The organism is Staphylococcus sp. GDY8P67P (assembly GCF_017892545.1).
Lineage (GTDB): Bacteria > Bacillota > Bacilli > Staphylococcales > Staphylococcaceae > Staphylococcus > Staphylococcus ureilyticus.
Genome location: NZ_JAESLH010000006.1, coordinates 84389 through 102761, shown reverse-complemented (window position 1 = coordinate 102761; position 18373 = coordinate 84389). Strand labels below are relative to the sequence as shown.

Here is an 18373-nt window from a genome sequence, read left to right as displayed (position 1 = left end):
CATGGCCAATTTAGATGAGCGCAAAAAAGAAATCGCTAGTTTGATTTCTAAAGCGCAAGAAGCAGTCGAAAAGGGCGACCTTGAAACTGCGCGTAATTTGAAAGCTGATATTGATGCACAGAAAAAAGAATTTGAAGAACTTGAACAGCTTTCACAAGAAATTGAAGCATCGGCACCTAAGTTAGAAGAAACGCCGCCTCAAAGTGAAGGTGCAGAAGTCGAAGATAACAAAGGTGATGACACTGGAGAAGGGTCAGAAAGTAAACCATCTGACGACAAAGAGGAGAAACCGTCAGATGAAGAAAAATCTGATGATAAACCAAAACCAGATGGCCCACCTGAATCTGAAGAAAAACCAGAAGGACCTGCTATCGAGAAAGTAGAAGAACCTACTGAAGAAGAATTAGAAGAAGAAAAAGACAAAAAGAAAAAAGAAGGAGCGAAACGTTCTATGGCGAAATTAAATCAAAATCCAGAAGAAAGCTTAGAAGTACAAGGCTTTGAACAATACATGAAATCAAAAGGGGCTAAACGTGACAACGTTAAATCAGACGATGTTGGCGTAACTATCCCAGAGGATATTAAATATATTCCTGAAAAAGAAGTAAACACAGTACAAGACTTATCAGAATTGGTACAAAAAACATCAGTATCAACTGCAAGTGGTAAATACCCAATCTTAAAACGTGCTAACGCTAAATTCAACACTGTTGCTGAATTAGAGAAAAACCCAGAGTTAGCTCGTCCAGAATTCGAAACGATTGCTTGGGAAGTAGACACTTATCGTGGATCTATTCCAATTTCACAAGAAGCATTAGACGATTCAGTTGCTAACTTAACTGCTATTGTGTCTGAAAACATTAATGAACAAAAAATCAATACTTTAAACGAACGTATTGGTGAAGTGTTGAAATCGTTTAATCCATCTTCAATCTCTGATGTGGACGACTTAAAAGCAATCATTAACGTTAAATTAGATCCTGGTTATGACCGTCAAATCATCTGTACACAAAGTTTCTACCAAAAACTAGATACTTTGAAAGATGGTAACGGACGTTATTTATTACAAGATAGCATTATTAACACTGCAGGTAACACTGTATTAGGTATGAACGTAACGGTAGTTCGTGACGACCTATTAGGTGCTAACGGTGATGCTAAAGCCTTCATTGGTGATGTAAAACGTGGCGTTCTATTTGCAGACCGTACAGACGTGTCAGTGCAATGGATTGAAAACGAAATCTACGGTAAATACTTGATGGGTGCTTTCCGTTTCGATGTAAAACAAGCTGATAAAAATGCTGGTTTCTTCGTAACATTTGAAGATGCAGCAGAACCTAGTGATGGTTTAGGAGCATAAGTAAAGTAGGTGACTTCAATGTTTAAAATAGACAACGTTGAATCAATTAAGAAGTCTATTAGAGTGGACTATGACATAGATGACGATGAAATTATGCACGTCTTTCTACCAAACGCTATAGACAGCGTAAAAACAGCCGTTTCTTTAAATGAAAGTGATGAACCTTTTTTCAAAGACAATCCCACTTTCAATAGATTGGTGTTAATTACTATTGCTCATATGCAGGATAATCGTTCTCTAACTTCAAATGAGCAAATCTTTGATAACCCATCATACCTATCTGGAATACAAACATTAAGAGCTAAATTAGCTAAATGGCGTAGAGATAACATCGAGGTGATAGCCGATGAATCTTAACCAATTAGATTACAGAGTTACGTTTTACGAAAATACTAATGACGGTCCAGAAGCTGGTATGAACGAACGAAACGAATTATACAGTTGTTTTGCTGGAATGTATGAGCCTACACAAAAAGACGTTCAGTTAGGAAACTTAGAACTTAGCAAAAGGTCAGTCACATTAAATATTAGAGATGGACAACCTCAATTTATACCTAATGTAAATCAAGTATTTGAGATACAGAACGGTATGTATGCAGGGTTGTTTTTTAATGTCAAAAATGTGGCACCTGCTAAGTCACCTAACTACGTCAAAGTCGTAGGTGAAGAACAATGACGGTAACAGTTAAAGGTGATAAAGAAATAATCGCTTATTTAGAAAAGAAATACGGTAAATCTGCTACAAAGCGCATAACAGACTTTGCACTAACTAAAGGTGGACAGAAGGTTGCTCAAATAATCAAAAACAACATGAAGTCATTCAAAGATACCGGCGAATCCGTCGAAGAAACGACAGTATCAAAACCTATGACGATAAATGGCGTACGCACAGTGAAAATCCATTGGCGTGGACCTAAACAACGTTATAGGATTATCCACTTAAATGAATATGGTCACTTTGACCGTGCTGGCAAGTGGGTTAATACAGCTGGTAAAGGTGTTATCGAAAACGCTATGCGTGAAGGCAGAGAAACGTATTTTAGAACAGTTAAAGAAGAAATAAGAAGGAGGGTGTAACTTATTGGACGACATCACAATGAAGATATACCAAGCGATTATAGATAACAAAGAAATTATGGAACATGTTCCTAAGAACAATATAAAATTCTTCGATTATCCCAACGCACAAGAAATCAAAGATGTAGTGATTGTCATAGATCCATTGGATACACCTAAACCTTCTGACTATGGCGATAACGATAATTTAACTTATGAATACTTTTATCAAATAGATGTATTTGTAAAACAAAAGCAAGGCGTAAACGGACGAGTTCTATCAGATAGGCTCGTTTTTTTATTGCAAAGAATGATGTGGGAAGTATTGGGATTTGGCGAAGCATCTTCCATGAAACCCGAATATATCAAGGAGTTCAATATCTACCGACAAGCTAAACGGTTTGAAGGTAAACAATATTTTAATTTATAGGAGTGTTTTAATATGGCAGAGAAAAACTACCGTTCATTTACAGGTTTAACTGAATTTTATTACAAAGTACATGGTGAAGATGTACAACAAGTTACAGACCCAGAACGTATTAAATATTTACAAGAAATTTCAGTATCAAAAGACCAAGACATTGAAAAAGCATACGGTGATAACCAAGTAGCAGAAATGGCTGTTGCTAACGGTACTATCGAAGTAGAAGCTGGTTTCCACAAACTACCTTTAGAGGACAGAGTGGCTTTATTTGGCTTAGAAAAATCAGAAGAAGGTATTGTATCAGTTGGTAACGATACGCCTCCATATGTAGCTGTTATGTTCGCTAAAACTATGGAAGATGGTTCTCGTGAATATGTAGGATTACCTAAAGGTTTATTCACATTCCCTGAAGTTGAAGGTAATACGAAAGAAGATGGCGTTGAATTCAGTTCAGACTCTACTACTGCAGAATTCATGCAAGCTAAAGTTAAAGGCTTCGAAGAAGAAAAAGCGATGTTGTTAGGTCATGATGCTAAAGGCACAACGGTTATGAAAGATGCTATCTGGGAAGCTATCTTTGGTGAATCTGCAGAAAGCAGTAATCCAAGTGATGGCACAGCAGAATCAGAATTAGGCGCATAACTTACAGGAGGTTTGATTATGGCTAAGAAAAAATATGAAGTCTTACACAAGTTCATAGACTTAGAGGATAAGAACAAAGTATATAACGCTGGGGATACTTATCCTAAACCAGCAAACAAAAAAGTGTCTCACGATCGCATATTAGACCTTTCTACAAGCGATAACAAACGTGGTAAGGTATTAATCAAAGAAATAGAAGAATAACTAATACGAGGGCTTTATGCCCTCTTTTTATTTGCAAATAAAAACCAAAATTAAAGGAGAAATTAAATATGACAAAACGTAATTTTATTAAATTAATTCAAATAGATAAAAAAGGTAACGCAGTAACAGATTCAGAAGGCAATGCTAAATACGACACATTCATTACTCCTACACATATTCCATTTAGAAAAATTTATGACGCAGCTGATTTAATGGATGAATCTTCCAATGAAGAAAATTCAGCTCAAGAAAATATCGACCAAATGTTAGATATGGTTGTCGATATCTACAATAACCAATTTACAAAAGACAGTTTGCTTGACCGTCTTAACGCACCCGATGCAGTAGAAGAATTACAACAACAAATTCAATTTATAGCGCAAGGAGAGATGGATGAACAACGACAAAAAAAGTTAGCTCAAATGATATAAATCCACTAACATGGGCTGAACACAAAAAGAATATGAAAAAAATCATGCTAGAAATGATGAAAGAAGGTGGAAAGGATATCAATGAAGTTTTGGATATGCCTTTCGCTTTCTTCATGGAGTTAGTTGACGAAAGTAATAAGAAAAACGTCAAGAAAACGGACAGCATGCTAGATGCATTCATGTAATACATCTCACAAGTAAGGAGGTGGAGTAATGGCAGAAAGAATAAAAGGGTTACAGATTGACCTATCCATGCGTGACATGGGAGTTAGTAAAACACTAGCTGGTATTAAGCGTGAGTTTAGGTCTTTGAACTCTAGTTTGAAATTATCTAGTAACAACTTTAAATATGGTGAAAAGAGCGCATCTTCATATAAAGCAAGAATGAATGATCTCGACAAATCTATTAAAGTTGGCACATCAAATTTAGGTGAACTAGAAAAGCAATATAATCAAGTAGCACAATCGCAAGGTGCAAACAGTGCTAAAGCGGTAAGATTGCAAACAGAGTATAACAAGCAAGCTAACGCTATAAATGCTATGCAAGACGAATACGGTCGTCTAAATCAGTATTATAGAGAAAACTTTTCTATGGCTGGACGATTAAGTAATTCATTTAAAAGTATAGGCTCTAGCATGCAAAATGTAGGTGGCCAAGCTCAAAATATGGGCCGTTCACTAACAAGCAGTATTACTAAACCTGCATTAGTCGCTGGTACTGCTATGGCAGGTATCACAGCTAAATTAGGTTTTGACAGATTAGTTGGTTTAGACAGTGCAAAGGCTAAACTCGAAGGACTAGGCTATTCAACGAAAGAAGTTGGCTCAATTACTGGTCAGGTAACTAAAGCTATTGAAGGTGGTATGACCACAATGGCGGAAGGTACCGATATTGCAGCAGGTGCATTGGCAGCAGGTGTAAAAGAAGGTAAAGATTTAGAAAAATACATCAAGCTTGTTGGTGATGCCGCTGTGGCATCCGAAAGACCAGTCGGAGATATGGCTATGATATTCAACCGTGTACAAGGTCAAGGTAAGCTTATGACCCAAGAACTCAACATGATTGAGGAAGGTATGCCTGGATTTGCAGAAAAAATGGCTAAACAATTAGGCGTATCTCAAGAAGAATTTAGGAAAATGGTAACAAACGGTGAAGTGTCATCCGAAGAATTCTTGAAAGCAGTTGAAGGTCATGCTGGCGGTATGGCAGAAGCTTATGCTAAATCTTGGAAAGGTATGGCCCAAAACAGCAAAGCCTATATAGCTATACTTGGTGAAAGTATGCTTAAAGGTGTATTTCCTAAAGCTAAAGAATCACTCTATGAGTTTACACAACTTATGAAATCTGATAAAGCTAAAAAATGGGCAGAAGATGTAGGTAAAAGCTTATCGGGTGCTTTCGATATTATAGCAAACGCTATTAGCGGCGCAATAAAATGGTGGCAAAGTTTAGACGGTTCCACTCAAAAGACATTAGGTGGAATGGCCAAATGGCTAGGTATTATTTTAGTTACTATGGGTCCAGTACTGACAATAAGTGGAAAAATGATTTCAACAATTGGTGGCATGTTTAAAGGGTTTTCTGATTTGACAAAAGGTATTATGAAAACAACCGAATGGATGAAAAAACACGAGGTAATAACTAAAGCGTCAAAAGCAGCTCAATCTGTATGGAATGGTGTTACTACTGCAGCAAAGGGTATAGCAGAAGGTTATAGATTTGCGGTAGCAAAATTAACCACTTCTCAAACAATACAAGCGATTAAATCTAAAATTGCAGCAACTGCCATGACTATTTGGACTGGCGTTACTAAAGCGGCCACGTTAGCAACTAAAGGATTAGGCTTAGCAATAAGATTTATGACTGGACCAATTGGAATTGTTATCACTGTAATTACTGCGCTAGTAGGTGCTATCATTTACCTTTGGAAAACGAATAGCACATTCAGAAATGCTGTAATAACTGCGTGGAATGCAATTAAAAACGCAGCAATATCTATCTTTGGATTTATCAAACCTTACATCATTAATATTTGGAATGCCATTAAAAATTCCACAATTGCTATATGGAATGGCATTAAAACAAGCGCTGTAACAATATGGAATGGCATTAAAACAAGCGCTGTAACAATATGGAATGGCATTAAATTTGCTGTTCAACATCCTATACAAGCACTAAAAAACGTATTATCTACTTTATGGAATGGAATGAAAGCTGCAGCTATTAAAATATGGACTTTACTTAAAAACGGCGTTTTAGCAATAATTAGAGCTTATGTAGCACAAGTTAGAACTAATTTTAACTTAGTGAAAAGAATTGTGCTGACTATATTCAATGCTATTAAGTCATTCTCCATAAGAGTTTGGAACGCAATTAAAAATGGCATATTAAATATTGTTAGAATTTTAAGAAATGGTATTGCTAATATATTTAAAGGAATAAAAAATACCGTAACAACTATATTTAATGCTGTTAAGAATTTCTCTATTAAAGTTTGGAACGCTATTAAAAACAGTGTTATAAATCGAGCTAAAGGACTTTGGAATGGTGTTCGAAACACATTTAACACTCTTAAAAATGGTACAATCTCGATATTCAATGCAGTTAAAAACTTTGCACTAAAAGTATGGACTAGCATTAAAAATAGCGTTGTTTCAAGAGCTAAGGCATTATGGTCTGGTGTAAGAAATACCTGGAACAATCTTAAAAAAGGTACAACCAATTTATTCAACTCAGTTGGTAGTTTCATGAGTTCTAAATGGAATAGCATCAAATCTGGAACAGTTAATAAAGCTAAGTCACTTTGGTCTGGTGTCAAAGGTGCTTGGGGTTCTTTATCTAAAGGAACACGTAACACAATGAATTCCGTTGGCGGTTTCATGTCTAAAAAATGGAAGGACATCAAGAGTGGAACAGTTGATCTAGTTACTGGAATGAAAGATAAAATCACTGGTGTCATGAACAAAATGGGTGACGTCATCAAGTCGGTAACTGGTGATATTAAAGGTTTCTTCTCTGGAATGATAGACAAAGTTAAAGGCGGATTAAACAAGCTTATCGATGGTGTGAACTGGGTTGGCGGAAAACTTGGTATGGATAAACTACCTAAAATCAAGCTACACACTGGAACAGAACACACTAATACGACTACAAATGTAGTTAAGAACGGTAAGATTGCACGTGACACATTTGCCACTGTGGGAGATAAAGGACGTGGAAATGGTCCTAATGGTTTCAGACACGAAGCTATTCGTTATCCAAACGGTAAAATGGCACTTACACCTAACAGAGATACAACAGCGTTCCTACCTAAAGGCTCATCTGTTATGAATGGTGTGCAGACGCATTCTATGTTAAGTGGATTGCCTAAGTTTTCTAATGGTTCATTATCTAATAAAAAACCTAAGAAAAAGAAAAAAGGCGATAACTTCTTTGGCGACGTTTGGGAAGGCACAAAAGCTGGAACAAAAGCAGCGACAGGTAAAGTTGTAGACAGTGGTAAAGCAGTGGTTAATAAAACACTGGAAACTGCAGCTAAAGGCAAGAAATGGCTTGGGGAAAAAATTGGCGATGTTATGGATTGGATAGACAAGCCTAAAAAGTTATTGGATAAAGTTCTTGAAGGGTTTGGTGTAAATCTAGACGGATTTGGTATTTCTAAAGCTGCAGAGTTACCTTACGATATGATGAAAGGAATGTTTGGTAAACTCAAAAAGGCGGCTGTTGATACATTCACATCTTGGTTTGAAGAACAAGGTGGTGGCGATGGCGGATATATCGACCTTTCTAAAGGTATTAACTTCCCATTTAGTCCGCATGGTAGAGCGCCAGGCTATCCATTCCCTTATCCACACATGGGAATTGATCTTGGATATGTATATGACAAATTGTATTCAGTTGCATCGGGTACAGCAACCGCTAAAACTACAGCAGGCGGTTTTGGTAAACATATGTGGATTAAAAGTGGTAATATGGACTACATTTATGGACATATGAGTAAACACGCTTTTAGTGGTAGCAAGAAAGTAAAACCAGGTGATTATTTAGGTGTTTCTGGTAATACCGGAATGTCATCTGGACCACATTTACATTTTGAAGTAAGAAAAAATGGCAAGGCTATTGACCCATTAAAATGGTTAAAAGCTAATGATGGCGGTGGCAAAGCCGGCGGTAAATATGGCAGTACAATTAAAAAAGCTTTAGGTATGGCTGGATTGCCACAAACTAGCAAATACATTAAAGCATGGCAAAGTCAAGCTAAGACAGAGTCTACATTTAATCCAAAAGCTAAAAACCCTAGTGGTGCGTCTGGATTGGTGCAAGTTAAGCCAGGAACGTTCAATCAATATAAATTACCTGGTCACGGTAATATTTGGAATCCTTTAGACAACTTGATTGCAGGTATGAGATATGCTAAAGCAACTTACGGACCTAAGAAAATGCTTAATAGAATCGGTCATGGTCTACCATACGCTACAGGAGGCTTAATTAATTCATCCGGATTATATAACTTGGCAGAAGAAGGTCATCCGGAGTTTGTAATACCTACAGACCCAAGTAGACAATCAGACGCAATGAAGTTACTCGCTATTGCCACTCAAAAAATAGAAGGTAATAAGAAAAACAAACGCCCTAATCAAATGCGTACGCCTTCTACTACCAACACTAACGACAATGAAATGATGAATGTTATGGCTAGACAGTTAGAAGCTACGCAAAGACAAGTTGAATTGCTAACGCAACTTGTATCTAGTAGCCAACGTTTAGAGCAGAAGCCTACAGGTGTGAGTGAGAAACAACTTAGTCAACAACAAGCTAAAAGGTTAGGTTTAGAATCTTATAGTTTAGGAGGGAGTTTTTAATTGAAAAAAAGAGTGCGAATATTTGATGACGATAAAAGTTTTTATCTAGATGAAGTTATCCCACACATTAGGTTTTTAGAGGCTAGAGAAGAAGATGTGGAAACAATTGTAAATTCCCAAGAAATCAGGGGGACAGATGGTGTAATGATTGGACCGAGTAACTTCGGTCCTTTTAAATTGATTTTGCGATTTTCTTATTTAGCAGAAGATATAACGGATTATAAGTTAATGAAGTCAAAATTAAGAAGTGTATTATATCAACGAAAACCATATTACGTCCTTCATTCAGATATGCCAGGTAAGAAATATGCAGTATATTGTGAATCTAATGCTATAGAAGATTTAACAAGTAAATTCGGAACATTTGAAGTAACTTTCCAAGTTTATAAAGGATATTCTGAATCGCTGTATAAGACGGATCAATTCTCTTTGTTGTCTGATAAATGGCAGTTTGAAAGTGGAATAATGCCAGATAGAGAAATAAGTTATACACACACCAGACAAAAGTTTTCTATTTACAACGGAAGTAGTGACACAATCAACCCACGCATGCGACATGATTTGCAAATATGGATTAGGTTAAACACTACCACTGGTTTTAGGTTAGTGAATAAAACAACTGGTGATATTTTTGAATACAAGGGTAAGTTGCAAACCAATCAAAGTTTTTTAATTGATGGTGCATACCCTTACATTGAAAACAAAAGGTGTGGGAGATTAACCAACAAGGCAATCGTCACATTAGCTCCTGGTTATAACGATTTTGAAATTTGGGGAAGTGTAAGTCGTGTTAATTTACAATTCATCTTCCCTTTTATTTATAGGTAGGTGATGAAGTTGAGTTCAGATATTATAGTTACCGATATTAAAGAGAGTATGTCCGAATTATTGTTAGATTTTGCATATGACACTTTCAAATATGAATATGAACGTAATAACACTCGTCAAATTTCATTCATCGCTTATAAAACAAGTAAAAATGAAGATGTGTATAATTTACTTCAAAACGAATCGTTTATTGACTATCAAGGACAAAGGTATGTAATTAAAAGTGCTTCTCCATCATTCGATGGTGTTATCCATACTAAAGAAGTGACTGCTACTCATATTATGTTTGAATTTCAAAATCATTATGTGAGTAAAGATGTAGACAGCGAAACGATAAACGAAGATTCAAACGAAGAAAAAAAGGTTTCAATGACGCTCAAACAATATTTAGATTATGGTTTCAAAGGTAATAAACAAGGCTATTCTTATGAAATTAAAGGTACGTTCAATTCGAAAGTATCGTTAGAAGAATTGGGGTCTAAGAACGGACTTGAATATCTTGTTGAAGGCGCTGAATTGTTTGGCTATATTTATTATGCTGATAACAAAAAAATATATATTTATGATGATAAAGCGTTTTATATTCAAACAGAAAAAATAATTAGATACAAATATAACAATAGCGAAGTTAAAGCAAGCATTGATACTAAAGATTTAAAAACTGTTATTCGTGGTTATGGTAAGAAACTAACCACATCTGATACAAAGAACTATTCACCAGCTAAACCTGGTGATCTAACATATAGTGGAAAATTTATAAAAGAAGGAACGTGGCGCACCGAAGAAGTCGGAGCGTCTTTTTCATATACTTTAAATTGCAAATACGGTAATGAAACTGTGGTATTCAATCTTAAACGTATGAGCAAAGGCGGATTATTAGACCTTTATTATGATAACAAAAAAATCGGTGAATATAGTTGTTATAGCAAATCGGCTAATACACAAAAAATCACATTAGACAAAGAAGCGAGCAAAGGCAAGCATATAATCAAAGCAATATTCAAAGGAAAGAAATCAGGTGTCGATTACAAAAAATCTAATCCATGTATGTATGTAGGAACATCTAAAGCGATTGTGATTAACACTACAGCAAAATTAAAAGGAAAAGATTTGTACAGTTCATATGTTGAGTATAAATCGCCAAATTATTCAATTTTCGGTCATAGAGAAGCACCTGATTATTTTGACGAACAAGAAACAGAGTATAACAAAATTAAAAAAAAAATAAAAACCGAATTAAAAGATGAACCAGACATTGAACTGGATATTAATTACATTGGCAACGAAGATATAGGAGAACGTGATGCAATTTGGTTCATACATGAAATTATGGGCTATAACACAGATTTAAAGGTTGTATCACTTAATAAAACACATCCATTAAATCCAGAACCGGATGAAATCGGATTTAGTAACAACAAAAAAGACATCGTCCAAATTAGTAATGTGTTAAATAACAAAATAAAAAATGTAAATGCTGCACTAAGTAAATCGAAACTTAACAACATTTATTCTGGATCAAGTGGTATCAACGGTTCAATAGTAGGGAGCGTGTTAATAGATGAATAAAGAAATACCAATTGTACGTTTTGAGTTTGGCGGTGAAGATGCTTTTCCACAGACACATACCGAAGGTGTTATAGGTTTAGAAGATTTAATCGAATCTATTGTTGCGCAATATTTAAGAGGCGACACAACAATCATTGCACCGACTGGTCAAAGATTCAAACTAACTGTCGATGACAAAGGCGTGTTAGGTACAGAAAGGGTGGATGGATAAAATGTTAAGACTACAAACGAACATGAGCGGTCAGTTAGACCAACGTTGGCGTAATGAAACAATAAGTAATTTCAAAAAGACACAAAAGTTTTCTAACGATTATGAAAGCTATATGATTTACCATCAATACGATCAGTTGAAAGCGCATGATAGTAAACAAATTACTCATGCAAATACTACACTAGATAAGATGATTGTTTATTTGGTGAATGAAGTTAAAAATCTAGTTGTAGGTGTGGATGGTGATGGTGTCAAAGAAGTGACGGATGCACGTGTCGGTCAAGATGGTACACAACATGGCATCTTATCTCAAAGACTGTTTACAGATTTTGCAGATGTGTATACAGACATCAATCGTGTGGAAGAAAAAATCAGTTCTATAAATATTGATGAGTATCACCCAGATAAAACTGGTAAGACAGATGTATCTGATTATATTCAAGATGCTTTGGACAGAATTCATAATAATGGTTCAGGTACGCTTTATATCCCTGCTGGTAAATATTTAATAGGTAAAAGACTTATTATTTATGAGAATACAACAGTGAAAATGGATAACAATGCAATTCTTCTTCGTGGTTGGGGTGGCGGTTTCTTCATGAATGGACCAAGTGAAGATGCGTTTTACGGTTATGAAGGTCGAGGGAATATTCATTTTGAAGGTGGTACGTTAGATTCAAACTATGAACAAATCGACAAGTTTAAAACGACCGCTATTGATATGGTGATATTAAAACATGCAGAGAACATCACCTTTAATAACGTGAAATTCAGAAACTTAATTAGTTACCACTGTGTAGATGCAAACGGTATTAGAAATTTAACGTTTGATAACTGTACATTTGAAGGATTTATAAATCTAACAGGTAGCAATTATAAAGAAGCTATACAAATAGGTGAATATACTGCTGAAGGTATCGGTGGTGCAGGTTATTTTGATGGGACACCATGTAAAGAAGTTTCAGTAAAAAATTGTACATTTAGAAAGTCAGATATATTAGGTAGTTTTGATGTTGCAATTGGTAATCACTATAGTGTGCATAATATCTATCAAGAAGACATTAAAATTGTAGGAAATACATTCGAGGACATCAAACAAGCAGCAGTTCGACCATATAAGTGGGTGAATACGAAAATAACAGAGAATTCATTCAGACGTTGCTATGAAGGTGTACGCATTTCATCCGTTGGTGGTGAAGATAAGAGTGCTAGCGATGTAAATGGAATTCCTTCTGGAACGCCACAAGCAGGGCGATTATTTGCTATCAATAACAATTCATTTGAAGAATACAAGAAAACAGGTGTTTCAGTATTTGGACAACAATACAATGGTATAAACGCACCCGTGCAAAACATCAAAGTTACCAATAATTTCTTTGTATCTGATAACAACGATGTAGGTGAAGCAATTGTTATGACCATGTGTGATGACATGCACATTAAAGACAATACAATATCATATGCTTATCGTGGCGTTAGATATAAAGGATGTGTCAATGTGTTTATTGAGAAGAACTATATTAATAACATCAAAACAGAAGGTGTGTATAATGAAGTATCACCATACACAGGATATTACGCACAAAATAAATACATTAACATTTTGAACAACCTAGTTAATACTACAGGTAAAAATGGGATGTATGTTCAACATGCATCGTACTCCTTTGTTAGATCTAATACAGTATCAAATCCCAATACCGATAACATTGATGGTAACGAACGTGGTGGTATTTACTTAAATAACTTTGACACTGGTGAAGTCGCACATAATCACGCCTATGGTTCAGATAAGTCATTTGCTATACGTGGTGTTAATATGAAAAACACTACTATATTCAATAACGGTGGTTCTGGTGGCATATTTATAGATGGTGACGCTAATACGAAAATTGGTTATTGGAACGTATCGGACTATAACAACATTATAAAAACGAATACGAAAGGTGTGTATTGATAATGACTATGGATAAACAGACAAATATCCCTTTAGAAACAACTGCAAAATACCAACCGTTGTCTAATTTAGACGTTAATTTTTACACGAGAGATATTCAAACATCTATATTAAATTTTATTGTAACTAGAAATCACAAACCGTTGTTATTGGGTGAAAGTAATGTGGTTACAAATATAAGTTTAGAATTTGAGGATGGATCTATAGTGAGAGATGATTTAACGATAAAGGATGGTATAAATGGTATTTTATCGTATACATTATCAGATGAAATGTTACGCCACACAGGTAAAGTAACAGGACAAGTTGATATAGCAATTAAAGGGAAAGAGGACACTGTTGTTGAGCGGTTGTTCTCTTTTAATATATCTAAAACTTTAATTGATAGTATAGATGCTGAAACAAAATTAATACACATCAAACGCTTTTCAGATTTAGAGAAGAACATCACTGAAAGATACGAACGAATGGAAGAAACTTTTGCTAACGGTGAGAGTTTAGCACAAGCTGTATTAGATGCATCAACAAAAGGATTAGACGAACTTACTTCGGCGAAAACTAAAAGTCTGAATGAGATTAAAACGTCTAAAGATAGTACCTTAAAAGAAATCACAAATACAGGTAGTGACTATACGAACCAATTAAACACTGTTTATAACACAATAGATGAGAAGATTAATAAATTTAACACAGATGTTCAAGCTGGGGGCTATGTTAAATCCTCAATTACGGATAATTGGCAAAAATATAAATTAACAAACAATGACGGTTCATCGAAAGAATTAATGAAAGCGGATTTGTTAAATAATGAATATCTAAATGGATTAGAGCCTGGAAGTTACTTTGCGTCTGAATCAGTTAGTACTCCTTCTGGTACTGATGGCTTTGTAAATGTTCAAAAAAGAAATGTTATTAAGATTGTATACTTTCAACCTCAAAATTCAGATAAATTATATATCAATCGCTTTAATAATGTTTGGTCTAACTGGTATGATCCTTTAAACGATAAAGAATCCATATCAGGATCACAAGCTAAAGCGGATAAGGCTTTGTCAGACGCGAAAGTATATGTAGATAAAAATATTTCTGATACAGGTTGGCAAGAACTACCGTTAATGAGTGGCGTTGAAGCCGATACAGATTTAGGTCCTTCGGTTTATAGAGTGAAAAACGGAGTTTGCAATATCATATTTAACGTTAGAATGACAGCCGCTAAAGCTGAAACATCATTCTTAACTTTACCGTCAAATGTGTTACCTAAATATGCATTTAGTTTTTTAGCAAGAACGGACGGTAATTCGGGTAAAAATCCAGTTAAATGCAGTTATGATGTAATAAACAAAGTGTTTAAGATATGGCAAAATAATGATAATACAATTAATACAGGTGATTTTGTCTACGGACAATTAACTTATATTGTGGGGTGATTGAATGTATAAGCAAGTATTTGATTATAACGGAAATCCTTATTTAGTATTAACTAATGAAGATGGAAGTTTATCAGAAAAAGATTTAAAAGAACAAGGTGTGTATCAGTATACAGAAATCATGCCACCTAGCAATCTTTATCCACCACGTAAATTTGATGGGGAAAAGTGGTATGGTGCTACAGCAAATGACGACAATGTCAACTTGCTTAAACCCGACCCTTTAGAACTCATAGTTTCACAATTACAAATGCAAATTGCTAAAGGAAATGTACAATTAAGAGAAACTCAAGAAGAACTAGCAAACGCTATGCTTGAGATTTCTAAACTTAAAGGAAGTGTTGAATAATGTGGCCAACATTTGAAAGTATTAAATATTTTTACGACATTAATTGTTATACAAATGAAGATATACAAACCTACGTCGAATTAGGATGTTTAACTAAAGAGGATTACACAAGAATCACTAATGAAGAATATCAAGATGATAAAGAAGATGGAATACCAGAAGGTCACTATTAATTTAGTGACCTTTTATTTTATAGAAAGTGGGTGAATGCATGAACGAAAATTTTACAATACGTGATAAACTAGCCACATTATCTTTATTTGGATTAGGCACGTTTGTAGATGCACGCGGTCTCTACTGGTTCGTAAGTCCCGAAAATGTAACTAAAGAGAGTGCTTTTTATCAAGCGTTAAATGACGTTATGCCTATTTGGATTTGGGGTTTGTTACTACTTATATTCGGTACTTGTCTGATTTTATCAAGTTTGTTTTTCGGCAAACGATCTGTAAAAAATACTTCGAATTACTTTATGTTAATAGGTGGGTTAGGAAGTGCCATCATACACTTCTTAATGTCATCGGCAGCTGTGTATAATGCGCTTAATTGGCTAACGCCGGCGCAAATGCTTATCATGACGGCATGGTTAGGATTTGTCGGATTTTTAGGTGGTTTGGGTATTTATGGACGAAGATAAATATGTATTGAGACACGAATGGGAGAAATCAAGGGGCAAGATACACGAACGCATAAACGAAGTAGATAACAAACACACAGACAATTTTAACAGTTTGTTGAATAAAGTAGATAGACAGACATTATTGCAAGAGAAAGCATTTGAATCACAATCTAGGTCAGAGAAACACTTAGAAAAAATGAGTGAATCATTATCAACAGTAGGGACTAGGGTAACTGATTTAGAATATGAAACAAAAAGTCATGAGAAAGAAATTAAAACTTTGCAAGGAACTGTAGAGGCAGAAGCAAAAGGTAACAGAGAAGTAATTGGCTACTGGTTGGGATTTGCAGGGGTTGTATTGGTCCCGCTTATCTCTTTGGTAGCAAACATCTTCTTTAAATAAGTCGGCGCTCATGTGTCGGCTTTTTATTATACAAGGGAGTGTTTAAATGGCTATATTTAAAAATAAAGATGTACAAGCTAACATTAATGAAAGAACTGTAGAATTAGGTAATATCAACGCTAATTTCTACACAGAAGATGAACAAACAGCATCCATACGAATTTTTGTTAAATGGAATAACCACCCTATTAATTTGAATAAAATAAATATGGATCCCGTTTTAAGTTTGTTTATGCAAGACGGTTCGATATTCGAAGGTGAAAAAGTAGAGGTAGTTATACCAGAAAGTGGTGTAATTCAGTACAAGATACCAAGTAATGTAATTAAGCACGTAGGTAAAGTTAAAGCAAAATTTCTTTTAGAAAATGAAACAGAATCTATACATGTAGCTAATTTTAATTTCACAATTGTTGATAGCGGAACAGAAGAACCAATAAGAAAAGAATTGAGTTTTAATTTAGTTGATGAGTCCATTCGTAGAATAGTACAAGTAAGTGCAATTGAATTATTGGGTGATGATTTTGAAAACCGATTAAATGAAAATGTTATTAACCATTTAGATAGCAAGCCAGAATTATACAAAGGACCTAAAGGTGATACAGGCGAGCAAGGTGTTCAAGGTGAACGCGGACTTAAAGGAAACACTGGGGAACAAGGACCACAAGGTGTGCAAGGACCCAAAGGAGAAAAAGGTGAACAAGGGATTCAAGGACCTAAAGGTGATAAAGGTGAAAAAGGGACCACCGGAAAAGGCGTGGACGATATAGCCTTACAAAATGTTTTATATAATAGACTTTATGGTTCATTAAGCGAGTATAAAGTTCCCGAAATACTGAATATTAAACCGCCATTCAATATTATGACTGCTTTAAATGGTACCGCCAAAGTAGATTACAACGTTACAAATAGAAAAAATAAAGTTGTTAGTCGTTATTATGTTGATGTTATAAATGGCGATAATATGAATGATGGTTCTGAAAATAAACCGCTTAAAACACTAAATAGAGCATTTAGACTTGACCCTGTTGATGAAATCGTAATAAAAAGTGGTGTTTACGGTTGGAGTAATGGAGAAGGTGGAACATCTGTAAGGTGGGAAAATGCTTCTTTCAACCTTATAGGTGACGGAGAAGTTTATTTAGGCGCACATAGAGAAGGTCAACAATGGACTCCTGTGCCTGACAAGAACAATGTATACTCTACAGTAGCTTCTGCTGTAATAGAAATAATAGATTTAAATGATGGTTACGAATCACCAATATTTTACAAAAAAATGAATAGTATTGAAGACGTTGAAAAAAATAAATCTTCTTATTTTATTGGTAGCGGAAACACTATATATGTTAATCCTAAACATACTGGAACTCCAAATGAAAAAATATTATTAAATATGTGGAACAATGCATTGAAATTAAACGATAAAAACAAAGTATATTTAGAAAATATAAATTTCACCAACACTTTGTTATTTGAAAACTCAATTCCCGGAGAACTTTATGCGAAAGATTGTAATTTTGCTTATGGTACTAGCGATAATGCCGTTAGTATTAAAGGCGATGTTTACTTTGAACTACAAAATTGTAATTCAATGTGGGCAACAAGGGACGGGTTTAATTATCACAGCCATGATGGTAAGTTGCCTAAAGGAATAGAATTGAATTGTAAGTCATTTAATAATGGTAGAGATGGTGAAGATCAAAACAATGGTTCTACAATGCACGATGGTGGAAAGATTTTAAGAATAGGTGGAGAATATTGGAATAATGTAGGTCCTAATGTAATAGATGTTAATGAAGGTGCAGTGTCAGTGAATATAGGCGTTTACGCACACAATTCAAAAGCTACAAAACAAACTGTATCAAACTCAAATTTTAAAAACGGAAATTTAGGATCTTCTAAAATGTTTTTAGTGAATTGCATATCTAGTGGCAGTGATTATTCAGTTGTCACAGCTACAAGTCAAAATGCTGTTTCAACAATTGATAACTGCTTACTGATAGAGCCACAAGAAACAGTATAAATTAAGAAATAAA

General features: G+C 34.9%; 20 protein-coding genes. All 20 read left to right on the top strand.

The features are described 5' to 3' along the window. Position 1: 1 nt before the first annotated feature. Entirely contained in the window at positions 2–1360 is a 1359-nt protein-coding gene (locus KA833_RS02910; RefSeq protein WP_210139472.1) for a phage major capsid protein, read from the top strand. An 18-nt stretch (positions 1361–1378) separates the two neighbouring features. Beyond that, on the top strand, positions 1379–1717 hold the full coding sequence (locus KA833_RS02905; protein ID WP_210138608.1) for a head-tail connector protein: 339 nt from the start codon (positions 1379–1381) through the stop codon (positions 1715–1717). Beyond that, the gene (locus KA833_RS02900; protein WP_210139470.1) at positions 1707–2036 is read left to right on the top strand and encodes a hypothetical protein; all 330 of its coding nucleotides are present in this window, start codon (positions 1707–1709) and stop codon (positions 2034–2036) included. Before KA833_RS02905 ends, KA833_RS02900 begins: the two co-directional genes overlap by 11 nt. Continuing rightward, positions 2033–2437, top strand: coding sequence for an HK97-gp10 family putative phage morphogenesis protein (locus KA833_RS02895; RefSeq protein WP_123144229.1), 405 nt, complete (start codon positions 2033–2035; stop codon positions 2435–2437). Before KA833_RS02900 ends, KA833_RS02895 begins: the two co-directional genes overlap by 4 nt. 4 nt (positions 2438–2441) lie before the next feature. Next, complete coding sequence (locus KA833_RS02890) at positions 2442–2846, top strand: hypothetical protein (RefSeq protein WP_204190019.1); 405 nt, start codon at positions 2442–2444, stop codon at positions 2844–2846. Positions 2847–2858: 12 nt separating this feature from the next. Then, complete coding sequence (locus KA833_RS02885; RefSeq protein ID WP_210139468.1) at positions 2859–3482, top strand: major tail protein; 624 nt, start codon at positions 2859–2861, stop codon at positions 3480–3482. Positions 3483–3500: 18 nt separating this feature from the next. Then, on the top strand, positions 3501–3686 hold the full coding sequence (locus tag KA833_RS02880; RefSeq protein ID WP_049367138.1) for a hypothetical protein: 186 nt from the start codon (positions 3501–3503) through the stop codon (positions 3684–3686). 68 nt (positions 3687–3754) lie between these two features. Beyond that, positions 3755–4117, top strand: coding sequence for a phage tail assembly chaperone G (gene gpG, locus KA833_RS02875; RefSeq protein WP_210139466.1), 363 nt, complete (start codon positions 3755–3757; stop codon positions 4115–4117). Between the two features lie 32 nt (positions 4118–4149). Beyond that, positions 4150–4302 (top strand): phage tail assembly chaperone GT, encoded by a 153-nt coding sequence (gpGT, locus tag KA833_RS14060; protein WP_481906375.1) that lies wholly within the window; start codon positions 4150–4152, stop codon positions 4300–4302. 28 nt (positions 4303–4330) lie between these two features. Continuing rightward, positions 4331–8980 (top strand): peptidoglycan DD-metalloendopeptidase family protein, encoded by a 4650-nt coding sequence (locus KA833_RS02870; RefSeq protein WP_210139464.1) that lies wholly within the window; start codon positions 4331–4333, stop codon positions 8978–8980. Next, positions 8981–9808 (top strand): phage tail domain-containing protein, encoded by an 828-nt coding sequence (locus KA833_RS02865; RefSeq protein ID WP_210139462.1) that lies wholly within the window; start codon positions 8981–8983, stop codon positions 9806–9808. 9 nt (positions 9809–9817) lie between these two features. Beyond that, positions 9818–11377: a prophage endopeptidase tail family protein gene (locus KA833_RS02860; RefSeq protein ID WP_210139460.1), complete on the top strand. Its 1560-nt coding sequence runs from the start codon at positions 9818–9820 to the stop codon at positions 11375–11377. Beyond that, positions 11370–11588, top strand: coding sequence for a hypothetical protein (locus KA833_RS02855; protein ID WP_210139114.1), 219 nt, complete (start codon positions 11370–11372; stop codon positions 11586–11588). The genes KA833_RS02860 and KA833_RS02855 overlap by 8 nt, the downstream gene beginning before the upstream one ends. A 1-nt stretch (position 11589) precedes the next feature. Beyond that, positions 11590–13545: a right-handed parallel beta-helix repeat-containing protein gene (locus tag KA833_RS02850; protein WP_210139458.1), complete on the top strand. Its 1956-nt coding sequence runs from the start codon at positions 11590–11592 to the stop codon at positions 13543–13545. Between the two features lie 2 nt (positions 13546–13547). After that, positions 13548–14972, top strand: a complete 1425-nt coding sequence (locus KA833_RS02845; RefSeq protein WP_210139456.1) for a BppU family phage baseplate upper protein — start codon at positions 13548–13550, stop codon at positions 14970–14972. A 4-nt stretch (positions 14973–14976) separates the two neighbouring features. Further along, the gene (locus KA833_RS02840; protein WP_210139455.1) at positions 14977–15321 is read left to right on the top strand and encodes a hypothetical protein; all 345 of its coding nucleotides are present in this window, start codon (positions 14977–14979) and stop codon (positions 15319–15321) included. Continuing rightward, on the top strand, positions 15321–15494 hold the full coding sequence (locus tag KA833_RS02835) for an XkdX family protein (protein WP_210139454.1): 174 nt from the start codon (positions 15321–15323) through the stop codon (positions 15492–15494). The genes KA833_RS02840 and KA833_RS02835 overlap by 1 nt, the downstream gene beginning before the upstream one ends. A 38-nt stretch (positions 15495–15532) precedes the next feature. Further along, the gene (locus tag KA833_RS02830; RefSeq protein ID WP_210139453.1) at positions 15533–15955 is read left to right on the top strand and encodes a hypothetical protein; all 423 of its coding nucleotides are present in this window, start codon (positions 15533–15535) and stop codon (positions 15953–15955) included. Further along, on the top strand, positions 15942–16340 hold the full coding sequence (locus KA833_RS02825) for a hypothetical protein (RefSeq protein ID WP_210139452.1): 399 nt from the start codon (positions 15942–15944) through the stop codon (positions 16338–16340). The genes KA833_RS02830 and KA833_RS02825 overlap by 14 nt, the downstream gene beginning before the upstream one ends. A 46-nt stretch (positions 16341–16386) precedes the next feature. Next, positions 16387–18360, top strand: a complete 1974-nt coding sequence (locus KA833_RS13980) for a BppU family phage baseplate upper protein (RefSeq protein ID WP_210139451.1) — start codon at positions 16387–16389, stop codon at positions 18358–18360. Positions 18361–18373: the final 13 nt, after the last annotated feature.

Bases quoted from the DNA above. Each gene is read 5' to 3' on its own strand.
- KA833_RS02910 (WP_210139472.1), top strand. From the start codon at position 2: ATGGCCAATTTAGATGAGCGCAAAAAAGAAATCGCTAGTTTGATTTCT.
- KA833_RS02905 (WP_210138608.1), top strand. From the start codon at position 1,379: ATGTTTAAAATAGACAACGTTGAATCAATTAAGAAGTCTATTAGAGTG.
- KA833_RS02900 (WP_210139470.1), top strand. From the start codon at position 1,707: ATGAATCTTAACCAATTAGATTACAGAGTTACGTTTTACGAAAATACT.
- KA833_RS02895 (WP_123144229.1), top strand. From the start codon at position 2,033: ATGACGGTAACAGTTAAAGGTGATAAAGAAATAATCGCTTATTTAGAA.
- KA833_RS02885 (WP_210139468.1), top strand. From the start codon at position 2,859: ATGGCAGAGAAAAACTACCGTTCATTTACAGGTTTAACTGAATTTTAT.
- KA833_RS02880 (WP_049367138.1), top strand. From the start codon at position 3,501: ATGGCTAAGAAAAAATATGAAGTCTTACACAAGTTCATAGACTTAGAG.
- gpG (WP_210139466.1), top strand. From the start codon at position 3,755: ATGACAAAACGTAATTTTATTAAATTAATTCAAATAGATAAAAAAGGT.
- gpGT (WP_481906375.1), top strand. From the start codon at position 4,150: ATGAAAAAAATCATGCTAGAAATGATGAAAGAAGGTGGAAAGGATATC.
- KA833_RS02870 (WP_210139464.1), top strand. From the start codon at position 4,331: ATGGCAGAAAGAATAAAAGGGTTACAGATTGACCTATCCATGCGTGAC.
- KA833_RS02855 (WP_210139114.1), top strand. From the start codon at position 11,370: ATGAATAAAGAAATACCAATTGTACGTTTTGAGTTTGGCGGTGAAGAT.
- KA833_RS02850 (WP_210139458.1), top strand. From the start codon at position 11,590: ATGTTAAGACTACAAACGAACATGAGCGGTCAGTTAGACCAACGTTGG.
- KA833_RS02845 (WP_210139456.1), top strand. From the start codon at position 13,548: ATGACTATGGATAAACAGACAAATATCCCTTTAGAAACAACTGCAAAA.
- KA833_RS02840 (WP_210139455.1), top strand. From the start codon at position 14,977: ATGTATAAGCAAGTATTTGATTATAACGGAAATCCTTATTTAGTATTA.
- KA833_RS02835 (WP_210139454.1), top strand. From the start codon at position 15,321: ATGTGGCCAACATTTGAAAGTATTAAATATTTTTACGACATTAATTGT.
- KA833_RS02830 (WP_210139453.1), top strand. From the start codon at position 15,533: ATGAACGAAAATTTTACAATACGTGATAAACTAGCCACATTATCTTTA.
- KA833_RS02825 (WP_210139452.1), top strand. From the start codon at position 15,942: ATGGACGAAGATAAATATGTATTGAGACACGAATGGGAGAAATCAAGG.
- KA833_RS13980 (WP_210139451.1), top strand. From the start codon at position 16,387: ATGGCTATATTTAAAAATAAAGATGTACAAGCTAACATTAATGAAAGA.